Source organism: Mycolicibacterium nivoides (assembly GCF_003855255.1).
In the GTDB taxonomy this organism is placed as follows: Bacteria; Actinomycetota; Actinomycetes; order Mycobacteriales; family Mycobacteriaceae; genus Mycobacterium; species Mycobacterium nivoides.
Window position 1 is genome coordinate 5,849,394 of record NZ_CP034072.1, and the last position, 23,560, is coordinate 5,872,953.

Annotated in this window: 9 protein-coding genes; 2 read left to right on the forward strand and 7 right to left on the reverse strand. The window is 66.2% G+C overall.

Annotated elements, in window-relative coordinates:
- Positions 1-55 precede the first annotated feature (55 nt).
- Positions 56-1,576 (forward strand): serine hydrolase domain-containing protein, encoded by a 1,521-nt coding sequence (locus tag EH231_RS28630; RefSeq protein WP_164481053.1) that lies wholly within the window; start codon positions 56-58, stop codon positions 1,574-1,576.
- On the opposite strand, the gene EH231_RS28635 is transcribed toward EH231_RS28630, so the two are convergent.
- Genes EH231_RS28635 through EH231_RS28650 form a run of 4 tightly spaced genes read right to left on the reverse strand, consistent with a single transcriptional unit; the run spans position 1,573 to position 3,949 of the window.
- Positions 1,573-1,869, reverse strand: coding sequence for a cytochrome C oxidase subunit IV family protein (locus tag EH231_RS28635; RefSeq protein ID WP_124713801.1), 297 nt, complete (start codon positions 1,867-1,869; stop codon positions 1,573-1,575). The genes EH231_RS28630 and EH231_RS28635 overlap by 4 nt on opposite strands.
- A gap of 3 nt (positions 1,870-1,872) precedes the next feature.
- Positions 1,873-2,448 (reverse strand): cytochrome c oxidase subunit 3, encoded by a 576-nt coding sequence (locus tag EH231_RS28640; protein WP_090423956.1) that lies wholly within the window; start codon positions 2,446-2,448, stop codon positions 1,873-1,875.
- Entirely contained in the window at positions 2,445-3,245 is an 801-nt protein-coding gene (locus EH231_RS28645) for a hypothetical protein (protein WP_090423955.1), read from the reverse strand. The genes EH231_RS28640 and EH231_RS28645 overlap by 4 nt, the downstream gene beginning before the upstream one ends.
- Positions 3,242-3,949: a hypothetical protein gene (locus EH231_RS28650; protein ID WP_124713802.1), complete on the reverse strand. Its 708-nt coding sequence runs from the start codon at positions 3,947-3,949 to the stop codon at positions 3,242-3,244. Before EH231_RS28650 ends, EH231_RS28645 begins: the two co-directional genes overlap by 4 nt.
- Before the next feature lie 165 nt (positions 3,950-4,114).
- Between EH231_RS28650 and EH231_RS28655 the strand changes: the two genes are divergently transcribed.
- Positions 4,115-4,633 carry a TetR/AcrR family transcriptional regulator gene (locus EH231_RS28655; RefSeq protein WP_234941025.1) on the forward strand — a complete coding sequence of 173 codons (519 nt, stop codon included), beginning with the start codon at positions 4,115-4,117 and terminating at the stop codon, positions 4,631-4,633.
- A gap of 29 nt (positions 4,634-4,662) precedes the next feature.
- On the opposite strand, the gene EH231_RS28660 is transcribed toward EH231_RS28655, so the two are convergent.
- The 3 genes from EH231_RS28660 to EH231_RS28670 are packed head-to-tail and all read right to left on the reverse strand — an operon-like array spanning position 4,663 to position 23,542.
- Positions 4,663-5,466 (reverse strand): GAP family protein, encoded by an 804-nt coding sequence (locus EH231_RS28660; protein ID WP_124713804.1) that lies wholly within the window; start codon positions 5,464-5,466, stop codon positions 4,663-4,665.
- 8 nt (positions 5,467-5,474) lie between these two features.
- On the reverse strand, positions 5,475-13,211 hold the full coding sequence (locus EH231_RS28665; RefSeq protein WP_124713805.1) for a non-ribosomal peptide synthetase: 7,737 nt from the start codon (positions 13,209-13,211) through the stop codon (positions 5,475-5,477).
- A complete protein-coding gene (locus tag EH231_RS28670; protein ID WP_124713806.1) occupies positions 13,208-23,542 on the reverse strand; it encodes a non-ribosomal peptide synthetase in 10,335 nt (3,444 codons plus the stop codon). The genes EH231_RS28665 and EH231_RS28670 overlap by 4 nt, the downstream gene beginning before the upstream one ends.
- Positions 23,543-23,560: the final 18 nt, after the last annotated feature.

Sequence of the window (23,560 nt, forward strand, 5' to 3'; positions counted from 1 at the left end):
CAAAGTCGGGTCGGTCCCGTACCGTCGCATCCCCGGCCCGACTACCGTCGATCAGGTGGCAGTGTCGCGATCTCTTACCCGGCTGTGCGCCGCGGGAACGGTCCTGCTCACGGTCGCCGCCACGGCTTCTTGCGGACAGCCGGCGCTCCCACCGGCGGCCACCAGCACGCCGACCACGACCGCACCGTCATCCACCGTCCCGGTTCCCACTCTCGCCGCCGTCGTACCTACCGGTGACTTCTCCCCGGTTTCGAAACTCGTCAACGACAACATCGCGGCCCATCGTCTGCCCGGCGCCGTGGTCCAGGTCGGGCACAACGGCAACGTCGTCTTCCGCCAGGCATACGGTTCGCGCAAGCTCGACGGTGAGCCGGGACTGGACGGAGTGCCTGCCCCCGCCGAGCCGATGACCGAGGACACGATCTTCGACCTGGCCTCGTTGTCGAAGAGCATCGCGACGACGACGGCCTTCATGCAGCTCTACGAACAGGGCAAGGTCAACTTCGACGACCAGGTGCAGACCTACCTGCCCGACTTCAACCCCACCAACGACCCACGCCGCGCACAGGTGACCGTTCGCATGTTGCTCACCCATACGTCGGGCATCGCCGGCGACCTGAGCTTGGACGGTCCGTGGGGTTTGGACAAGGCCGACAAGGCCGAAGGCATCCACCGCGCGCTGGGCGCGTGGGTGGTGTACGAACCCGGAGCGCTCTTTCACTACTCCGACATCAACTTCATTCTCGTCGGCACGATCATCGAACGGATCACCGGCCAGGCCCTGGATAGATACGTGCACGACAACGTCTTCGCACCGCTCGGGTTGTCAGATACCCACTATCTTCCAGCTACCAAAGCCTGTGGCCCGCACCAGGTTCGGGGAACCGCGATCGCCTTCGACCCGAGCGCACCCAAAGTGAACGACTGCCCGGCAGGTACCTGGAGCACCGACTTGCTGCCACGCATCGCACCGACAGCGCTTGATGAAGACACTCCGGGTATCAACCCGGACTTCGGCCACCCGTTGCGAGGTACCGTGCACGACCCGACGGCACGCCGGATGGGTGGTGTGGCCGGGAGTGCCGGGGTGTTCTCGACCGTGAACGATGTCGGCCGCTTCGCGCAGGCCCTGCTCGATCGTCTCGCCGGCCGCCCGAGCACGTTTCCGCTGAAACAATCAACCGTTGAATTGATGACGACTCCGCAGCAGCCCGGGCACACCGCTGAACAACTCGACGCAGCCAACAATGCAACCCGGCGCGCCATCGAAAAAACCTCCAACACAACCGATCCCCTGCTGGCTCCGCACTACCCGGCAATCGATGGGCAGGACCTCCGCGGCTTCGGATGGGATATCGATACCCCGCATTCTCGACCGCGCGGGCTGATCTTTCCCGTCGGCAGCTTCGGCCACACCGGGTTCACGGGCGTGACGCTGTGGATGGATCCCGGATCAGACACCTACGTCGCCGTCCTCGCCAACGTCATCCATCAACGCGGCGGTCCGCCGATCGCGAAGCTGAGCGGCGAGGTCGCCACCGAGACCGCCCGGGCGCTCCATCTGTACGGGACCTAGCCGGCCACCGCCGAGCCGACGAAGTAGCTGCCCAACAGGCAGATTCCGATGAGGACGACCCATCCGTCGGTGAGGCGGCAGAGCAAGGGCGGCGCGTGGCGCACCTCCATGAATTCCCGGAAGATGATGCGCACCTTGACAAGTGCGATGGTGATCGCGCTGACGGTCACGACGGTGCTGGCCTTCAGCGTCCCGTTCTGGTCGACGGCTTCGTCGAGCCACACGTAGACGAGTGTCATCGCCGTCAGGATCGCCCAGACGATCAGCAGTCTTGTATTGCCTTTCGTGCGCACCGCTCACCTCACCACGTAGATCAACGCGAAAATCAGGACCCATAGGAAATCGACGGTGTGCCAGTAGGTGGCACCGGTTTCGATGAGCTGTTGGGATCGCCGCTGCGGACTCCGCAACTGGTAGACGACGACACCCAACACGACGAAGCCGATCAGGACGTGGATGCAGTGTATCGACGTCAGGAAGAAATAGTGCTGGAAGAACTCGTCACTGGTGAACGTGTTCCCCATGCGAATCTGGGTGCCCCACTCGATGATCTTGCCCACCAGGAAGATGACGCCGAACGAGATGGTCAGGAGAACATTCGTCAACGCGGACCGATAGTTGCCCTCGCGGGAGGCCTGGACGCACCGGGCGATGGCCCACGAACTCAGCAGCAGGGCAATGGTATTGACCACCCCGATCCGCAGGTCCAGGTGGGACTGCGACTGCAGGAAGAGTTCTGGATTCTGGGTTCGCGACACCAGGTACACCGAGAAGTACGCGGTGAACAACAACGATTCGAACAGTACGAACATCCACATGTCGGGCTGCCCGGGCACGGACTTCACGCGGGCACCTTCGACTTGATCGGTCATCGCACCGCCTCCACCGAATCCGCGCGCTGCTCGTCGGCATGCTTGTCCGGAAGCTCCGGTAGCGGACCGGTGCCGAAGTCCTCACGCTCGATCATCCTGCGCAGCAGAACGATGAAAACTCCGGTGTACGTGACGAACACGACCATGTTGACCCACCATGCGATCGCGCCGTTCCAGGCGAACGCGCCGCGCTGGAAGATCCATGCGGGCGCGACGACCACTTCGGTCAGGGCGTTGCAGAGATTGAGATAGCCGAACCATTTCGGGAACACCCGGTTCTTGTCGAGCAGGATCGCGGCCATCCACACCAGGGACCCGATCAGGAACACACCCATGGTCCCGCTGAACGACAGGAACGCGAATTCGTAGAGCCAGTGGATGATCTCAGGGTCGCGGTTGGGCCGCAGCGCGGCCGCGGTCATCGCGATGGCCATGACCAGCATGCCCGGAATTGCGCTCAGCGAGTACATGATCAGATACGAGTAGGCGAACACCGGGCTGACCGACATTCGTCGCATCGAGTACGCGAGAAGGGCGTTCATCGGCGCGCACAACCCGGTGATGAGGAAGACGACACCGAACCCGGCGAGGACGCCGAATCTGTGGTCGGTGACCCAGTGCACGACAGTGGGGGTGTCCCACGCCGGGCTTGGCGGAGGCTGCACGCGAGTGACGAAGAAGAAGAGCACACCGTAGAGCTGGTAGAAGAACACCATGACGTACCAGGCGAACCAGAGTTCGCGTTTGGGGTGGTAACGCAGGTTCCACATGAACCTGCTCAGCCGTGAGCCGCTCATGCGAGCACCTTGTCCTGCGTTCGCTGCCGCTTGATCGACTGGGCGAGAACGACTCCCATCACCAAGATCCAGACGGCGATCGCAATGTTCTTGAGCCAGAAGGACAACGCCCCGTCCCACGCGAACGGCCCGTCGAACGACAAAGCGGTGAACGTCGCGGGGACCAGCGCCGCTGCGACGACGAGGTTGAAGTAAGCCACCCATGGTTTGAACACCGGCCGTTGCTGCTGATCCCAGTAGATCGCCAGCGCCAGCAACAGGCATTGCGCAATCAGATACGGCACCAGCAGCGTGAAGGTCAGCCACGCGAGGTCGTTGAGCACCTGGGTCAACTCGGGGGCACGGTCCGGACGGAATGAGCCGAGCAGCCAGAACATGTTGGCGATGAGGAACAGCGTCGGTGGGCCTCCGGCCGCGGCGATCAAGCTGTAAGACAGGATCGGCGTGCGGTGGGCCATCCGCCGGACTTGCATCGCCAACAAGATGACGATCGGGATGAGGCCGACGCCGAACCAGTTGAACAGGATCATGCTGTACCGGATCCGCGCGGTTTCGTCCTGATAGAAGCTCGCGACCTGTTCGGCAGACATGTTGGGCGACATCGGATGTACGAACCCGGGGAACAGGAGGAACGCGGAGATCCAGATGATTGCCACCACCGGCAACGTCCCCAAGAGGGTCAACTCACCATCAGGTCGTCTCATCGTCGGACTCTCTTCATGCGTGACGTTAGTTGCCGATCGGCAACTTGGACGGTAGCCGGTCGGCTACTAGACGGTCAATCGTCGGTTACCGTTGACGCTGTGACGTCCACACAGGAGGCCCGCACCTTCGGCGCGATCACGCGCACCGCCGCTCAAACACGCGTGATGGACGCGGCCCTCAAACTCATTGCCAATCACGGGGTCAGCGGGACGTCGCTGCAGATGATCGCCGACGAGATGGGTGTCACCAAGGCTGCCGTGTATCGGCAGTTCAAGACCAAGGAAGAGATCGTCATCGCGATCACCGAGCGGGAGATGAGCCGCCTGGAGGAAGCGCTCGGGGAGGTCGAGGCCGAGGGGTCTCCCCCGCAGGCGCGTGAGGCGCTGCTGGACCGGATGATCGAGCAGGCCATCGACCGCCGCGGAGCGTTCAGCATTCCGATGTTCGACCCGGTCATCATTCGCCTACAGGCCGAGTACGAACCGTTTCAGCGGTTCATCGAACGTCTCTACGCCGCCCTGCTGGGCACCGAAGCCGGCGTGGAGGCCCGGCTCCACGCCGCGATGCTCTCAAGCGCGATCAGTGTCGCAGTCATGCATCCGCTGCTGGCCGATATCGACGGCGAGACCCTCCGCGTCCAGCTGACACAGATGACCCGCCGGATGCTCGGGCTCGACGGCTGACTGCGTCGCCGCCGAGATCGGTTCGGCGTTCAGAGGAGGCCGGCGCCGGTGACGACCTGCCAGAGCCCGACCACCGCGAAGAGCACCAGCAGCACCAACTGCCGGTGGTGCTTGGTCCACTCGTGCAGGGGATGCAGCACCGCCTGCGTCCTGGCCGGGGCGATGGCGTAACTGAGCAGCGCGAGCTCGAACACCGCGAGCATCCCGAACACGAACGCGATGCTGATGAGGATCTGCACACCGATCGGCTCACCCGAGCCGACGACCATGGTGGCCACCATCAGTACCAGCGGCGGCGGCGCGATGTAGCAGAGGCCGAACACCAACGCGACCCACAATGCGCCGCCCTCCCAGGCGTCATGTGCACGTTCGACGAGCCTCCGGGCCGCGGCGCCCAGATCTGACACCGTTTTACGGACGCGCCCCGCCGGCGGGACCGGCGCGACCGGCTGGTCCGGTTCCATGACAAGCACCGGTGAGTCACCACCGACGTTCACCGACGCGGCCGAATCGACCCGCTTCCGCATCCTCATCCGAACAGCGAGCAGTCCCGCGATCACCACACAGACCAACCCCGAAACGAACTGGAACGGCTTGACCGTTGAACCGGGTTCCGGGGTCACCAGATCGTGTGCAACCGAGCTGAACGACGGAACCGAGGCCATTACCAATGTCGAGATCACGAAGGCCGGAATGTTCACGATCAAACTTCCGACCCAGAACGCGATGAGGTTCTGCACCGGCCGCGGCCGGGAAATCACCAGCAGGATGAAGCCGAGTAGCACCGGATTGAGTGACACCAGAAGTGCCATTCCCAAAATATCGCCCCACATAGCGCTGCCTAGAGCATCCCGAGCAGCTGCAGGTCCGTCACATACTTCACGATGACCTCCGGTGTCACACGCGGAATATCATTTGCTGCGCCGACTTTCGCCCGTCGGACCGCGGCGCGGAACCGGTCGGCCGGCGCGTAGGAGCCCAGCGTCGGCTCGGGGGCGCGGAGAACGCCGCCTTGCTGTTGAAGCAGAGTCAGCATCTGCAGGACCGAGTTCTGCCGCTGCCGATCCGGCAATCCCCTCATGCCGGATTCGAACCGCCGCAACCACTCGCCGAAATCGGCGACACGTTCGATCGGGTAGCCGGCCTCGATCAGCCAGTCGATGTAGGTGTCGATCCCGATACCGTCGTCGTGCGGATTCATCACGTGATAGGTCTCGAAGCCGGCTGACGCACGGGCCACCTCCCAGCCCAATGTGGTGATCGCTTCCGCGACGAAGTCCACGGGCAGTCCGTCGAAATGCGCGCGTTGCCGTTGGCCGTCGTCTCCGAGCCGGTAGAACGATTCGGGCGCAACACCGGTGGCCACGATGCTCAGCACCATTCGGCTCACCGTGTCGGTGAGGTTCAACTGTCCCGCATAAGTCGGGTCGGCCATGATCATGCCGGAGCGGAACACCGCGATCGGCAGGTGGCAGAGATCATGTGCCTCACGCAGCAGAACCTCGCCGGCCCACTTGCTGTTGCCATAGCCGTTGGCGTACCCGGCGTCGAGGGTGCGGAGCGGGCTGGTGAACCGAATGTCGGCGTCCTCGGTGAACTTCGACGGCTCGATCTGGCGACCCACATCGGAGGTCGAGACGAAGTTGTAGGGCTTGAGCTTGTTGGTCAGCGCGAAGCGGATCAACTCGGCCGTCCCGACGACGTTGGGCCCGAACAGTTCTCGGTAGGGCAGCACGCTGTTGACGAAGGCAGCGGAGTCGACGATCAGGTCGACGCGCTCAGCCAGATGTCGCCAGCGCTGATCGTCGAGTCCGAGGTTTGGTTCGCCCTTGTCTCCGGCGATCACCTCGAGGCGTTCGGCGGCGAGCTCCTGGAAGTGCCTGCGCAGGACCGGGTCGGTGTCGAAGGTGGCTTCCAGACGCCGGCGTGCCTCTTCGTCGGAGTCGGCCCGCACCAGGCAGATCACGGCGTCGTCGACCCGGCGTAGTCGCTTGAGCCAGTCCAGCAGCAGATAGCGTCCAAGAAATCCGGTGGCGCCGGTAAGCAGAACTGTCTGCACCTGCCCGTTGGGTCGCGGCAGGGCCCGCGCGGTCCTCAAGGTGGCCGCGTCGATGAACTTGTCCAGGGTCAGGTCACGGGCGTAGAGCTCATTGACCACAGTGCCGTGCACCGACGCGAAGCTGACTCCGGTTGGGGTGGCCACCGCCTCGGATCCGGCCTCGGTGGTCAACTGGAGGCCCAATGCCGCCACCGACGGTTTCTCGAACAGCGAGCGCACCGAGAGCTGGGCGTCGAATGCGGTGTTGACTGCGGCGATCACCCGCATCGCGGAGATCGAATCGCCGCCGAGGTCGAAGAACGAATCGTCGATACCGACCCGGTCCAAGCCCAGCACCTGGGCGTAGATGCCGGCGAGCGTCTGTTCGGCCGGGGTGGCCGGGGCGCGGTAACGGGCGGCGTCCCGATACTCGGGCGCGGGCAGGGCACGGCGATCGAGCTTGCCGTTGACGGTCAGAGGCAGTGCCTCCAGGACAACGATCGCCGTCGGCACCATGTAGGCGGGCAGCCGTTCGCCGAGTTCCTTGCGCAACTGGGTCGGATCGGCGTTGCCGGTGATGTAGCCGACCAGACGCTTGTCGCCGGGGCGGTCCTCGCGCGCGACGACCGCGGCCTGAGTCACTCCGTCAAGCTCGGCGAGGGCGGCTTGGATCTCGCCGAGTTCGATGCGGTAGCCGCGGATCTTGACCTGCTCATCGGCACGGCCCAGGTATTGCAGCTGTCCGTCGTCACCCCACTTGACCAGATCGCCGGTTCGGTACATGACCTGTCCGGGAGCGTCGGCGCCGCCGAACGGGCAGGCGACGAAACGTGATGCGGTCAGCGCGGACCGGTTGAGATACCCGACGCCGACGCCGCGGCCAGCGAGGTAGAGCTCGCCGACCACACCGGCGGACACCGGACGCAACCACTCATCCAGGACGAACGTGGCACCGGAGGGGACGGGTGACCCGATCGGAACGGCACCACCGGCAGTGCCTGCGATCAGGGGTGCGCTCATCGCGCCGTAGATCGTGGCCTCGGTCGGTCCGTACGCGTTGATCATCACCCGGCCCGGCGCCCAGCGATCCACCACGTCGCTGGGGCAGGCTTCTCCGGCCACCACCAGAGCGGTGTTCTCCAGACCCTCCGGCGACAGCATCCCCACAGCGGACGGCGTCTGGTAAAGCACGCTGACCCCTTCGGCGACCAGCAGATCGTGCAGATCATTCGGTGAACCGGCCACCGACTCCGGCACGATCACCAGTCTGGCCCCGTGCAGCAACGCGCCCCAGATCTCCCACACCGAGACGTCGAACACCAGTGAATGCCATTGCGACCAAACCTGTCCCGATCCCGCGGGCAGATCCGGATGCAGATGTTCCAGCACCTGGGTCACGTTGCCGTGTGAGATGGCCACGCCCTTGGGAGTCCCGGTGGTTCCCGACGTGTAGATCAGGTAGGCGGTGTCATCGGCAGATGGCGGTAGCAGGTTTGTCGTGGGGTAGATCAGGCCCGCGGATTCCACGGCGGGATCATCGACCTCGACGATCTGCACGTCCGCCCCATCCAGCCGGGATCGCAGCTCGCCCGTCGTGATCGCGATGATCGGTGCGGCGTCGGCCAGCATGAACTCCAGTCTGGTGGCCGGCACCGCCGGGTCGATCGGCAGGTAGGCCGCCCCGGTCTTGAGCACTGCCAGGATGGCCACGATCGCCAGGTCGGACCGCGGCGCCAGCAGCGCCACGGTTTCGCCCGGACCGGCACCCATGAGCGCCAACAGATTTGCCAACCTGCGGGCGTCCTCGTCGAGCTCGTCATAGGTCAGCACGCGATCCTCGAAAGTCAGCGCCGGCGCACCGGGATCACGTTCCACCTGCCGGCTGAACATCTCCGGGATCGAGACCGGTGCACTCACCGGTCGGGCCAGGATCTCGCGGTTGCTCCACGTGTCCAGCCGGTCATGCTCGGCGCTCTCAAGTACGTCCATCGCAGAGAGCCGGCGAGCCGGATCGTCGATCATGTCCACCAGCAGTCGCTGGAACCGTTCGACCAGCGCTTCGATCTGACGGGCATCGAACACGTCGCTGTCGAATTCGAGGCGCAGGCCCAGTTCGTGCCCAGGCAAGGCCATCATCGAAAGCGGGTAGTGGTTGTACTCGCGGTTGTTGAACTCGGTGACGGTCAACTCCTGCACACCCATGAACGCAGCGGTGTCGATCGGGTAGCTCTCGTACAGGAACAAGGTGTCGAACAGTCGCTCGTGGCCGGCGAGGTGGTGAATCTCGGTGAGCGCCAAGTGTTCGTGCTCGAGGGTGTCGTTGTGGGCGCGTTGCAGCTGGTCCAGCAGCTCGGCCACCGTGGTGGCCGCGGTGGTGCGGGCTCGCACCGGGACGGTGTTGATCAGCAGGCCCACCATGGAATCCGCACCGGCCAGGTCCGTGGGCCGGCCCGACACCGCGGTACCGAAGGCGACATCGTGCTGTCCGGTCAGCCAGATCAGCAGTTGCGCCCAGGCGGCCTGCAGCACGGTGGCCACCGTGGTGCGCTGCGCGCGTGCGAGCTCACCGAGCGCCGCGGTCGTCTCGGCTGACACTCGGTAGGTCTCGATGCCTCGGGGGCCCGGCTCGGCCGGAGGCGCGACCAGGGTCGGAGTCTCGAAGCCGTCCAACAGGTTTCGCCAGGCTTCTCGGGAGGCGTCAAGATCCTGGCCGGCCAGCCAGCTGACGTAGTTGCGGTAGGACGCCGGAGCGGGAAGCCGCTGCCCGAAGTAGCTGGCGAAGACCTCCTTCAACAGGATCGGCAGCGACCAGCCGTCGATCACGATGTGGTGAAAGGTCAGGACGAAGCGGTGCTCGTTGCCCGCGGTGCGGATGAGCGCGGCCCGGAATGTCGGCCGTTCGGAGAGGTCGCAGACCGCGTCCCGCTCTGCGTCGCAGAGCGCACGGACCTCCTCGTCGGATGTCAGGTCGTCCCCGCGAAGATCCAGGTACCGCCACGCCATAACCGGGTCGGCAAGAATGACCTGCACTGGATCACCGAACTGCCCGCAGAATCGCGCCGCCAGATTCGGATGCCGGGCGACCACAGTGTGCAGTGCGTCCCGCAGCCGGTGCTGGTCGACGATCCCGGCGATGGTGATGTCGAGCTGCACCGCATACACGTCATCGTGGGCGCCGCGGCCTCGGGCGAACGTGGAATGGAACAGCAACCCCTGTTGCACCGGAGTCAGCGGCAGCACGTCGGCGACGGTGTATTCCTGTGCCAGCTCATCGATCTGACTCTGAGTCAGTTGCGCCGGAAGGACATCCGATGGGGTCAACCCGCCGCCACCGGAGTGCACGTGGGCGCAGATGCCCTTCAACGCCTCGAACCACAACCGGCTGAGCCGGTCCACCTGATCCCGGCTGACGACAGAGGGGGCCCATGTCCACGCGGCCTGCAGGCTCGGGCCGGCATCGGTGTCCGTGGTGCCGGCATTGAGTTCCACCGTGTGCATCAACGGCATGGGTACCTCTGACACAACACCGGTGGTCGACAACGCGTCCTGGTCGATGCGCCACAGGTCCTCGCCGAGGTCGGCCATCCCAACGGCGAGGCGGCCCAGATAGTTGAACCCGATCGTCGGGTCCGGTCCATCCAGTGCCACATCGGGGTTGAGGTAGCGGAGCATCCCGTAGGTCAGGTCATCGGGCAGGGCCCGCAGTTGCTCCTTGGCCTCCTTGATGACCGAACCCAGCTCGACGTCCCCCGAAATCACCTGAGCCCAGGGCAGTTCCGGCGTTGCCAACGCGACCGGATACTTGGTGGTGAACCAGCCCACGGTACGCGAGAGATCGACATCGGAGTCAGGACACGCTCCCCCGATGTCCTCACTGCGGCCATGACCCTCGACGTCGAAATTGATCGGCAGGCTGCCGGTGCCGAGGTACTCGGCCCATGCCAGGCCGAATGCGATCAACAGAATGTCCTGCACCCCTGCGTGAAATGCCGCAGGAACCGGCCCGAGCAGCTGGCGGGTGGTCTCGACATCCAGCTCCACCGACAGCTGGCCGGCGTTGGCGTAGGTATCCACGTCCGGCCGCACCGGCGGCAGAGGAGCGGGAACTTCGAGCACCCTGCGCCACTCATCGGCATGCGCGACAACCTTCGCGTCGCCGGCATGCTCGGCCAGCAGGTGCGACCAACGGGCGAACGACGTCCCGCCCTGCGGCAGCCGAACCGGCTGCCCTCCGTGGTGCAGCGCCCAGGCGATGTTCAAGTCTTCCAGCAAGATTCGCCAGGACACCCCGTCAACAGCCAGGTGGTGGATCATCAGCACAAGCTGGCTGGTGGCAGGCACCCAAAGCGCTCGCAGGACCGACCCGCCGGCCGGGTCCAGCTGCGTCAACGCCATGATCAGCGCGTCGTCGGACAACTCCGCGACGATGGACATGCGGTCGCGCGCGTCGACCGCACCCTTTTCGGGCACGCTCAGCGCCCATTCGCCATCGGCATCGGTTTCAGCGAGCATTCTCAGGGTGGCGTGTCGATCGAGCAGCTCCTGCACCATGACCACCACATCGTCCTCGGTCACCCCATCGGGCGCCTGCAGCACGACTGTCTGGTTGAACTGATCGACGGGGCCCTGCACGTCGCGCAGCCAACGCATGATCGGTGTGGCCGACACCGGGCCGATGCCCTCGTCGACGACCGCATGCTCCGGATCGGCGAACACCGAGACCTCGGCGACCCCGGCCACGGTCTGCTCGACGAAGATGTCGCGCGGCCGGCATCGCACGCCCGCCGCCCGGGCCCGGGCGACCACCTGCATCGACAGGATGCTGTCACCACCCAGGTCCAGAAATGAGTCGTCGACACCGACCTGGTCCAGGCCCAGCACCTGGGCATAGATGTCGGCCAGGATCTCCTCGACCGGGTTGCTCGGTGCCCGGTATCCGGCTCCGGCAGTGCGATATTCGGGCGCCGGCAGCGCCCGCTTGTCGAGCTTGCCGTTCACCGTCAGAGGGAAGGCGTCGACCACCACCACCGCGGCGGGCACCATGTAGGCGGGCAGCCGCTTGGCCAGCGCCGCACGCATCTGGGCCGGGTCGGCCGTTCCGGTGATGTAACCGACAAGCCGTTTGTCGCCGGGGCGGTCCTCGCGGGCGATCACCACGGCCTGGGTCACCCCATCGAGCCCGGCAAGTGCGGCCTGCACCTCTCCCAGTTCGATGCGGTAGCCGCGGATCTTGACCTGCTCGTCGGCGCGGCCCAGGTATTGCAGCTGCCCGTCATCGCTCCACTTGACCAGATCGCCGGTTCGGTACATGACGCTTCCGGGAGCGTCGGCGCCGCCGAACGGGCACGCGACAAATCGCGATGCGGTGAGCCCGGCCCGACGCGCATATCCGACTGCCACCCCGGCACCCGCAACGTACAGCTCACCGACCACGCCCTCCGGCGCCGGGCGGAGCCACTGGTCGAGCACGAACAACGCCGCACCCGGGACCGGGGAGCCGATGGGCACGATCGCACCGGCCGTCTCCGACGTCATCAACGGCGCACTCATCGCGGCGTAAACGGTTGCCTCCGTGGGCCCGTACGCGTTGATCATGACCCGGCCAGGGGCCCACCTCTCCACCAATTCGGAGGGGCAGGCTTCGCCCGCCACCACCAGGGTGGTCGATTCCAGCCGCTCCGGCGACAGCATGCCCGCCGCCGAGGGCGTCAGGCACAACACGCTCACCTTTTCGGCGAGCACCAGATTCTGCAGGTCATCCGGCGAGCTCGCGGCAGCCTCCGGGACGATCACCAGTCGTCCGCCGTGCAGCAGGGCACCCCAGATCTCCCACACCGAGACGTCGAACACCAGCGAATGCCATTGCGACCACGCCTGTCCCGGCTCCGAAGGCAGATCAGCATGCAGGCGCTCCACCAACTGAGTCACGTTACGGTGAGTCACCGCTACCGCTTTCGGCACACCGGTGGTGCCCGACGTGTAGGTCATGTAGGCCAGGTCGTCTGGTTGCGGGCCCGGCAGCGCGGTGCACGGCTGACGCTCGACGGCAGGATCGTCGACGTCGACTACCGGCACCTCCCCGCCGTCCAGCCGGGTACGCAGTTCCGCGGTGCTGACGGCGATGCCGGGTGCCGCATCGGTGAGCATGAAGCCGATCCGGTCATCCGGATGTGCGGGGTCGATAGGCAGGTAGGCGGCTCCGGTCTTGAGCACGGCCAGGATCGACACGATCGCCTCAGCGGAACGGGAGATCAGCAATGCAACGGTTTCACCCGGCCCGACTCCGTGATCGGCCAACAGGTTCGCCAGCCGATTCGACTTCTCATCGAGCTCGCGATAACTCCACGATCGGTCGCCGCTGACCAGCGCCACGGACTCCGGGCTGCGGGCCACCTGGGCGGCGAACAGGACGGGTACGGTGACGGGTTCGGAAGACGGACGGCTCAACGCCGACCGGTTGCCCCAGTCGTCGAGGCGGCTGTGCTCACCGTCGTCGAGAAGGTCGAACGACAACAGCGTCCGGCTGGAACCGTTGCTCATGACTGCTCCCTCGTGTCTGCGGTCATCGCATCCAGTACCCGCCTGAACCGTGCGACCAATCTCCCAATGCGCACCGAATCGAAGGCATCAGAATCGAATTCGACGCGAAATCCCAGTTCATGCCCTGGAACCGCCTGCACTGAAAGTGGATAATGGTTGTATTCGCGATTGGTGAAACCAGTGATCGTCAGGTCGCCGACCCCGGACAGCGCGGCTGTGTCGATCGGGTAGTTCTCGTAGACGAACATGCTGTCGAACAACTGGTCGTGACCGGCGACGCGATGAATTTCGCTCAGCGCCAAGTGCTGATGATCCAAGGTGTCGTTGTAGACGCCCTGCAGCTCTTCGAGCAGGCTGGCAACAGTGGTCGCCGGCGTGATCCTCGCGCGCACCGGCACCGTGTTGATCAACAGCCCGACCATCGACTCGGCGCCGGCCAGATCTGCCGGCCGGCCGGCCACCGCGGTGCCGAATGCGACGTCGTACTGGCCGGTCAGCCACGTCAGGAGCTGCGCCCACGCGGCCTGCAACACCGTGCTGACCGTCGTGTGGCAGGTACGCGCCAGCTCGCCGATGGCCTGCGTGGTCTCGGCCGACAGCTGAAAGGATTCGACACCGCGTCGGCCGAGGGTCACCCGCCCCGGGGTGCTGACAAGCGCGGGATTGTCAAACCCATCAAAAACCTTGCTCCACACGGCCTGTGCGGCGCTGGTGTCCTGCTCGGCCAACCAGGTGACGAATCGCCGGTAGGGAACGGGGGCCGGTAGCCGGCCGCCGAGATAGCCGGCGAAGATCTCCCGCAACAGGATCGGCTTCGACCAGCCGTCCAGCACGATGTGGTGGTTGGTGAGTACGAACCGGTGCTGGTCGTCCCCGGTCCGGAGCACTGCGGCCCGGAACGGCGGCTGGTCGCCCAACCCCGCGACAGCGGCGCGCTCGGCGGCGCAGAACTGCTGAATCCGCTGTTCGACGACCTGTTCTGGGGTATCGCTGAGATCCAGGTACTGCCAGGCGAGCTCCGGCTCTGCCGGGAGGATCTGCACCGGTACGCCGAAGTCCTCGCAGAAGCGCGCGACCACGTTGGGGCGCCTGGTGATCACGCCCTGCACAGCGGCACGAAGGCGGTCCTGATCCAGCGGACCTGCCACGGTGATGTCCAGCTGCACCGCGTACAGATCGTCGCCCGCCTGCCCCTCTTCGGTGTGGAACAGCAGGCCCTGCTGCAACGGGGTTAGCGGTAACACGTCGGCGATCGCGGATTCGCCTTGCAGCTCATCGATCTGAGGCTGGGTCAGACTCGCCGGGGCGATGTCCGACGGGGTCAGTCCGCCGCCGCCGTTCCGGACATGGGCACAGATGCCGGCCAGCGCCTCGAACCACAGCCGGCTCAACGTCTCGACCCGCTCGTGGTCCAGCGCGGACGAAGCCCACGTCCACGTCGCATGCAGCCGAGGACCGCCATCGGCGCCGGCGTCCAACGTGCCGGCGTTGAGCTCCAAGGTATGGCCCAGCGGGGTGTCCACCGCCGTGGCCGACGCGGTGATCGACACCGCTTGCTGATCGATCCGCCACAGCTCGTCGGACAGCTCACCGGCGCCCGCCCCGAGCCGGCCGAGGTAGTTGAAGCCGAAGGCCGGATCCGGACCGTCCAGCTCCACATCGGGATTCAGGTAGCGCAACAGTCCGTAGGTCAGGCCGTCGGGCAGAGCACGCAACTGTTCCTTCGCGGCCTTGATGACCGCACCCAGCGCGTCCTCACCCGAAGTCACCTGCTCCCAGGACAATTCGTCCAGAGCCAACGCCACCGGATACTTGCTGGTGAACCAGCCCACGGTGCGGGACAGGTCGACGCTATCGGCCAGGTCCTCGTCTCGGCCGTGACCCTCGACATCGATTCCGATCGGTTGAGCACCGGCGCCCAGGAATTCCGCCGCCGCCAGCCCGAAGGCGATCAGCAGGATGTCCTGTACACCGGCGTGGAACGCGGCCGGGACCGCAGCGAGCAGCTGGCCGGTCGTGTCGGCATCCAGCTCCACGGACAGTTGCCCGGCGGCGGCGTAGGTGTCCACCGCCGGTTGCACCGCCGGCAGTGCGGCTGGGGTGGCGGCCACCTGCTGCCAGACCGGCGCCAGTTCGACCACCTCCGGGCTGTGGGCGTGTTCGTTCAGCACCGACGACCAGCGGGCAAAGGACGTGCCCGGGGCGGGCAATTCCACCGCTTGGCCGCTGCGATGCTGAGCCCAGGCGATATTCAAGTCTTCCAACAGGATTCGCCAGGACACCGCATCCACGGCGAGGTGATGAATCATCAACGCCAGGGTTGCGGTACCGGGCACCCACAGTGCCGTCAGCATCGCCCCGGTCGTGGGGTTCAATCGTGACCGCGCAGCGCGCAGCGCCTCGTCGGACAATTCGCCGACGACATGCACACAGGCGCCGGAGTTCACCGCGCCCGGTTCGGGCACGGTCAGCGACCACGCGCCGTCCGCGGCCGTCTGCACCCGCAGGCGCAGCATGGCGTGCCGGTCCAGCAGGGCCTGCAGCACCATCACCACGTCGCCCTCGGTGACGCCATCGGGCGCCTGCAGCACCACGGTCTGGTTGAACTCGGCTACCGGCCCGTCGATTTCGTGCAGCCACCGCATGATCGGGGTGGCCACGACCGGGCCGATGCCCTCGTCGACCACCACGGTCTGGCCGTCCGCGGCTGCCACCACCTGGGCCAACCGGGCCACCGTCTGTTCGACCAGCACGTCACGCGGTCGGCAGACCAGACCCGCGGCCCGGGCGCGGGCCACCACCTGCATCGACGAGATGCTGTCCCCGCCGAGGTCGAAGAACGAATCGTCCACACCCACCCGTTCGACGCCCAGCACCTGGGCGTAGATGCCGGCCAGAATCTGCTCGACGGCGTCGTGCGGTGCCCGGTACCGATCGGCATCCTGATACTCCGGCGCAGGCAGCGCCCGGGTGTCGAGCTTGCCGTTCACCGTGAGCGGCAATGCGTCCAACGCCACCACCGCGGTCGGGACCATGTACGCCGGAAGGCGTTCGGCCAGCAGGGCTCGGGCCGTTGCCGGGTCGGCCGATCCGGTCACGTAGCCGACGAGACGCTTGTCGCCGGGACGGTCCTCCCGGGCGATCACCGCCGCCTGCTGCACTCCGTCCACGCCGGCCAGCGCGGCCTGGACCTCACCGAGTTCGATGCGGTAGCCGCGGATCTTCACCTGCTTGTCGGCGCGGCCTTCGTAGCGCAACTGCCCGTCCGCGCCCCACCGCACCAGGTCACCGGTGCGATACATCCGTTGTCCGGGAGCTCCGAACGGGCACGCCACGAATCGCTTCGACGACAGATCCGGACGGCCCACATAACCCGCGGCGAGACCGGCACCGGCCACGTACAACTCGCCGACCACGCCTACCGGGACCTGCCGCATCCATTCATCGAGCACGAAGAAGGCCAGGTGCTCCAGCGGCACGCCGATCGGGCTGGAGTTGCCCTCGACGTCGGCACGGCCGATCTCACGGTACGAGGCGTGGACCGTGGTTTCGGTGATGCCGTACATGTTGATCATCCGGGGCAGCCCGGGGTGACTCCGCAGCCAAACCGAAAGACGTTGCGGCTCCAGCGCTTCACCACCGAACACCACGGTCTGCAACTCAAGTTCACGCCCCAGTTCGGGCGCCAGCGCGTCGGCGGTCTGCAAGGCGTAGAACGCCGACGGAGTTTGACTCAGGACGTTGACCTTCTCGCTGACCAGCAGCGCATGCAGATCTTCGGGCGAGCGGACCACCGAATCGGGCACGACCAGCAGCCGGCCGCCGGACAGCAGCGGGCCCCAGATCTCCCAGACCGAATAGTCGAACGCCAGCGAATGGCACTGGCTCCAGACCCGGCCCACCGACAGTTCGGTGCCGAGGGCCTCGAGCAGTCTGGTGACGTTGCGGTGCGTGACCGCCACTCCCTTCGGCGCGCCGGTGGTTCCTGATGTGTAGATGATGTAGGCCACGTCGTCGGGCACCACGGCGAGCGGTGATTCAACAGTTGCGGCAGGCAGTTCGGCGCCGGGATGAGAATCGTGGTTGTCGATCTGGAGCACGGGCACACCGGATGGCTCCAGCCTGTGGCGCAGCCCCGCTGTGGTGATCGCGACGACTGGGCCGGCGTCGGCGAGCATGAACTCGATACGGGCATCGGGATGCGCCGGGTCGATCGGTACATAGGCCGCCCCGGTCTTCACCACGGCCAGGATCGCGACGACGGCCTCGGCATTGCGGGGCAGCAGCATCGCCACCCGCCCACCGGGGCCGGCGCCACGGCTGGACAGCAACTGCGCCAACTTATTTGATGAATCATCGAGCTCGCCGTAGGTCATCGACCGGCCATCGCAGGTCAGCGCCACCGCGGCCGGGTCACGGGCCACCTGCCCGGCGAACAGCTGCGGAATCGATACCGGCTCGGTCGCCGGCCGGGTCAGGACTGCGCGGTTGCCCCAGTTGTCCAGTCGGCCGTGCTCATCGGCGTCGAGCAGATCGATCGATGCCAATGTCCGAGCCGGATCGGCGACCATGGTATTCAGCACATGCCGCATCCGATTGGCAAGGGCCACAACATCATCCGTACCGAACACGCCACTGTCGAACTCGATCCGCAGTCCCAGCTCCTCCCCTGGCATCGCCACCACCGACAGCGGATAGTGGTTGTACTCGCGGCTGGTGAAGTCGGTGATGCCCAACTCCTGTGCGCCCAGCAGCGCCTGGGTGTCGATCGGGTAGTTCTCGTAGACGAAGAGCGTGTCGAACAGCCGGTCGTGCCCTGCCGCTCGATGGATCTCGGCCAGCGACAGGTGCTCATGCTCGACGGTGTCGTTGTGCACCCGCTGCAGCTGGTCCAGCAGATCGGCCACGGTGCTGGCCGCATTGATGCTGGCCCGGACCGGCACCGTGTTGATCAGCAGGCCGATCATCGAATCGGCGCCCGGCAGATCGACCGGCCGTCCCGATACCGCGGTGCCGAAGACCACGTCGCGCTGCCCGGTAAGTGCCATGAGCACCTGCGCCCAGGCCGCCTGCAGCACGGTGTTCACCGTGGTGCGCTGTGACCGGGCCAGCTCGGTGAGTGCCCGGGTGATCTCGGCAGGCAGGCGGTAGGACTCGGTGCCCCGGGGTCCTACCGGCGTCGGGGGCCCGACCAGGGTGGGAGTCTCGAACCCGGCCAGGACGTCGCGCCACACGACCTTTGCCGCCACGTGATCCTGACCCGCCAGCCAGCTGACGAAGTTGCGGTAGGAGGCGGGCGAGGGTAGCCGGTGCCCGAAGTACCCGGCGAAGATCTCCTGCAGGAGGATCGGCAGTGACCAGCCGTCGATCACGATGTGGTGAATGGTGAGGACCAGCTTGTGCTGCTCGTCGCCGGTGCGCATCAGCGCGGCCCGGAAGGTCGGCTGCTCGGCCAGATCGCAGACGGCGCGGCGTTCGGCAGCGCACAACTGCTCAAGCCGATCGTCGACATCTCCTGCGGTGTCGGCCGGCTCGGCGTACTGCCACGCGGTGACCGGGTCGGCCTCCAGTACCTGTACCGGCTCGCCGAACTGGTCGTGGAACCGCGCTGCCAGGTTGGGATGGCGCGCGATGACCGTACTCACCGCTTGGCGTAGCCGTTGTGGGTCGAGCTCACCGGTGACGGTCACCGCCAGTTGCACCGCGTAGACGTCGTCCCCGACGGTCCCGGCATCGTCGGCGACGCTGGACTGGAAGAGCAGTCCCTTCTGCAGCGGGGTCAGCGGAAGGACATCGGCGATCCGGTACTGCTGGGTGAGCTCGTCGACCTGTCCCTGGGTCAGCTGCAGCGGGACGACATCCGACGGAGTGAGGCCGCCGCCGCCGGACCCCACGTGGGCGCAGATGCCGGTTAGGGCCTCGAACCAGAGCCGGCTGAGCAGGTCAACCTGTTCACGACTCAACACCGAAGGCGCCCACATCCAATTGGCCTGCAGCCGGGGGCCAGTCGGGCCTTCCAGTGTGCCGGCGTTGAGTTCCACGCTGTGGGCCAGCGCCATCGGAACCGCCGAAGCCACCTCGGTCATCGACAGGTTGTCCTGGCTGATCCGCCACAGGTCCTCGGACAGGTCCACCGCGCCCACACCCAGTCGACCGAGGTAGTTGAATCCAACGGTCGGGTCGGATGCACCCAGGTCCACATCCGGATTGAGGTAACGCAACAGCCCGTAGGTCAAGCCGTCGGGCAGGGCCCGCAGCTGTTCCTTCGCGGCCTTGATCACCGGTCCGAGAGCCGCGGCACCGGCGGTCACGTGTGTCCAGGGCACCCGGCCCACAGTCAGCGCCACGGGGTACTTGGCCGTGAACCAGCCCACGGTGCGGGACAGATCGACATTGGGCGCCAGATCTTCGGCGCGCCCGTGACCCTCGACATCGATGCCGATCGGCACACTGCCGGCACCTGAGAACTCCGCCCAGGCCATGCCGAAAGCGATCAACAGAATGTCCTGCACCCCCGCGTGGAATGCCGCAGGGACCTCTCCCAACAGCATCCGGGTGGTCGCTTCATCCAAAGCCACGGTCAGCCGCCCGGCGCTGGCGAAGGTGTCCAACTCCGGCTGAACGGGTGGCAACGCGGCCGGGGTCGACGCGACTGTCCGCCAGGTGTCGGCGTGCCGCACGACATCGGTGTCCCGCGCGCGTTCGGCCAGCAACTCGGACCAGCGGGCCAACGACGTACCACCGGTAGGCAATGCCACCGACTGCCCATTGCTGTGCTGCACCCAGGCGATGTTCAAGTCTTCCAACAGGATTCGCCAGGACACACCGTCGACCGCCAAATGGTGGATGATCAGGGCAAGTTGATTGGTGTCCTGCGCCCACAAGGCACGCACCATCGCCCCATCGGCGGGGTTGAGCCGCGCCCGCGCGACCCGCACCGCTTCGTCCGACAGCTGCGTGACCGCGGTCAGGCAGTCGCGGGCGCTGACGGTCCCCTTGTCCGGAACGGTCAGCGACCAGTCACCACTGCCGTCGGTTCTGGTTCTGCCCGTGGCGTCTGTGACCTCGGCCCGCAGCCGCAACGCGGCGTGCCGGTCCAGCAGTGCCTGCAGGACGATCTCGGCATCGGACTGGGTCACCCCGGCCGGGGCCTGGATCACCAAGGTCTGGTTGAACTGGTCGATGCGGCCGGGCACGTCCTGAAGCCACTGCATGATCGGTGTCGGGTCGACCGCACCGATGCCCTCGTCGATGACGGCCTCGCCCCCGGCGAGCTTGGCCACGCCGCCGAGCCGGGCAACGGTCTGCTCGACGAAGATGTCACGCGGCCGGCACCAGACTCCCGCCGCCCGGGCCCGCGCCACCACCTGCATCGACAGGATGCTGTCGCCACCCAGATCGAAGAACGAATCGTCCACGCCGACCCGCTCCAAGCCGAGGACCTCGGCATAGATGCCTGCCAGGATCTCCTCGACCGCATTGCCCGGAGCCCGGTATTCGGTGTTCCCGCTTTGGTATTCGGGCGCCGGCAACGCGCGGGTGTCAAGTTTGTTGTTGGCCGTCAACGGCATCGCGGCCAGCACCACCACCGCGGCGGGCACCATATATGGCGGAAGTTGTTCCGCCAGTTGGGCCCGGGCTTCCACGGGGTCGACGCTTCCGGTGACATACCCGACGAGCCGTTTGTCGCCGACGCGGTCCTCTCGGGCGATCACCGCGGCGTGTTCCACCCCGTCCACCCGAGCGAGAGCGGAACGCACCTCACCGAGTTCGATGCGGTACCCGCGGATCTTGACCTGCTCATCCGCACGGCCCAGATATTGCAGCTGGCCGTCCTCGCCCCACCGCACCAGATCGCCGGTGCGATACATCCGCTGTCCTGACACACCACCGAACGGGCACGCCACGAACCTCGAGGCCGTCAGATCCGGCCTGCCGAGGTATCCGCATGCCACCCCGTCCCCGGCAACGTACAGTTCACCCACCACGCCGGTCGGCACCGGCTGCATCCAGGTGTCCAGTACGAACAGTGCGGCGCTGGGCACGGGTGAGCCGATGGGAACGACGGATTCGGCCGCTCCGGCCTGCAGCGGTGCGCTCATCGCCGCACAGATCGTGGTCTCGGTCGGGCCGTAGGCATCGAACATCACCCGACCGGCTGCCGCCCAGCGATCCACCAACTCGGTCGGGCACGCCTCGCCTGCCACCACCAGCACTGCAGATTCCAGGCCCTGCGGGGACAGCATCGCCACGGCGGACGGGGTCTGGGTGAAGACGCTCACCCCCTCCGCGACCAGCAGCCGATGGAAGTCCTCGGGAGAGCCGGCCACCGATTCAGGCACCACTACCAGACGGCCGCCCCGTAGCAGGGCATGTCCGATCTCCCACACCGAGGCGTCGAAGCCCAGCGAGTGGCACAGCGGCCACACTGCTCGCCGCGGCAGGCTGGCGTCCAGCGAGATCATCAGCTGGGTCAGGTTGTGGTGGGTGACCGCTACGCCCTTGGGCGTGCCGGTGGTTCCCGACGTGTAGATCACGTATGCGATGTCGGCAGGCGCAGGCGCCTGCACCGGGGTGCCGGGCTGCGCCTCGATCGCCGGATCGTCGATGTCGATCACGATGCCGCGGTAGCCGTCGAGCCGTGACCGTAGTTTCGCGGTGGTGACGGCGGCTATCGGTGCAGCGTCGGCCAGGATGAACTCCATCCGCGAGGCGGGCACGGCCGGGTCGATCGGCACGTACGCCGCACCGGTTTTGAGTATCGCCAGCATTCCGACGACGGCCCGGGCCGAACGGTTCGAGTACAGAGCGACCCGCTCGCCCGGGCAGACTCCCTGGGCTGCCAGCAGATGCGCCAACCGATTCGCCGCCTCGTCGAGCTCGCGGTAGGTCAGCGTGCGGCCTTCGAAGGTCAGTGCGGCGGCATCGGGCGCGGCGGCCACCTGTTCGGCGAACAAGTCGGGTATCGAGACCGGCGCCGCCTTGGGCCGGGTGAGCACAGCCTGATTGCCGATCTCGGCCAGCTCGGCACGTTCGTGCCCGCCCAGCAGGTCCAGTGAAGACAGCGGCCGCTCCGGGTCGGCGGCCATCTCCACCAGGACTCGTTGAATGCGGTCGGCCAGATCGGAGACCTCGAAGTCCGCGAACGGGCGCCCGGTGCCCGCCGTGCTCAGGAAGAGCTGGTCACTCGCCCCGATGAAGAACAAGCCGAAGTGCCCCATCGGTCCATGGTTGGTGTACGACACCGTGACGGGGGCGCCGGCCAGGTCCAGGGTGAGACGGGAAGGGATGAAGTTGACCGCCACCCGGTTCGACGCCTGCCGGGACCCGCCGTTGAGGGTGTGCACGGGAAAACGCTGATGCTGCAACAGTTCTCGGATACGCGAATCGACGTGCTGGCAGAATTCGCCTAGGGTCCAGTCCGGTGGCGCCTTCAGCACCAACGGCACCACCCCGGCGAGCATCGCCGGCAGGGTCTTCGACTCCGGCGTCACGCGTCTGCTGACCGGGAAGTCGAGTGCCACCTCTGAGGCGTTGGCGGTCCACGCCCGCACCAGAAGTGCGCACGCCGCGGTGGTCACGGAGTAGCGACGGACCCGCAGCCTCTTGGACAGTTCTTTTATGTGACCCACGGCGACCCGGTCAACTTCGACCGAGGCCGAGGGCGCGTACGCGTCCCGACCGTTCTCCGCCGAGGGCGGTCCCTGGTCGACACCGCCTTCAGATGGAAGGTTGTCCTGCCAGTACGCCAGATCATCCTGAAAGCTCTGGGATGCTTGGTATTCCGTCTCGCAGTCGACGAGATCCTGCAGTGTGCCGAAGTACGCCGGCGGCACCGGCTCTCCCGAGACCAGCGCCGTGTAGATCGTGGCGATCCGTCGACTGACCAGTGCCATGCCCAAGCCGTCGACAGATATGTGATGTCCCAGCCCGAACAGGAAGTACTCGTCCTGCCGCGTCCGGAAGAGCGCGAACTTCACGAGCTGGCCGGTCAGCGGCAGGGGCGTGTGCTGAATCGCCGACGCCATCTCCCGGGCTTTCTGCACGGGATCGGCGGAGCCCCTGACGTCGTGGAACACCAACTCCAGATCGGAGTAGTCAACCGCCTTCTGGAAGACCTGGCCGTCGACCTCGACGAACGCAGCCCTGGCCGGCTCCGCCTCTTGGAGGGCCTGGCGGATCGCCCGCTCCAGGAGGTCTCGCTGCACCGCGCCGTCAATTCGCCCCAAAAGGCCGAGTTGCCACTCGGTGCCGGCAAGGCCGCTCTCCTGGGACAGCCAGATATCCAACTGCCCGCGAGAAAGCGGCAGTGTTCCACCATCAGGTTCCATATATGTGTTCAACTTCCA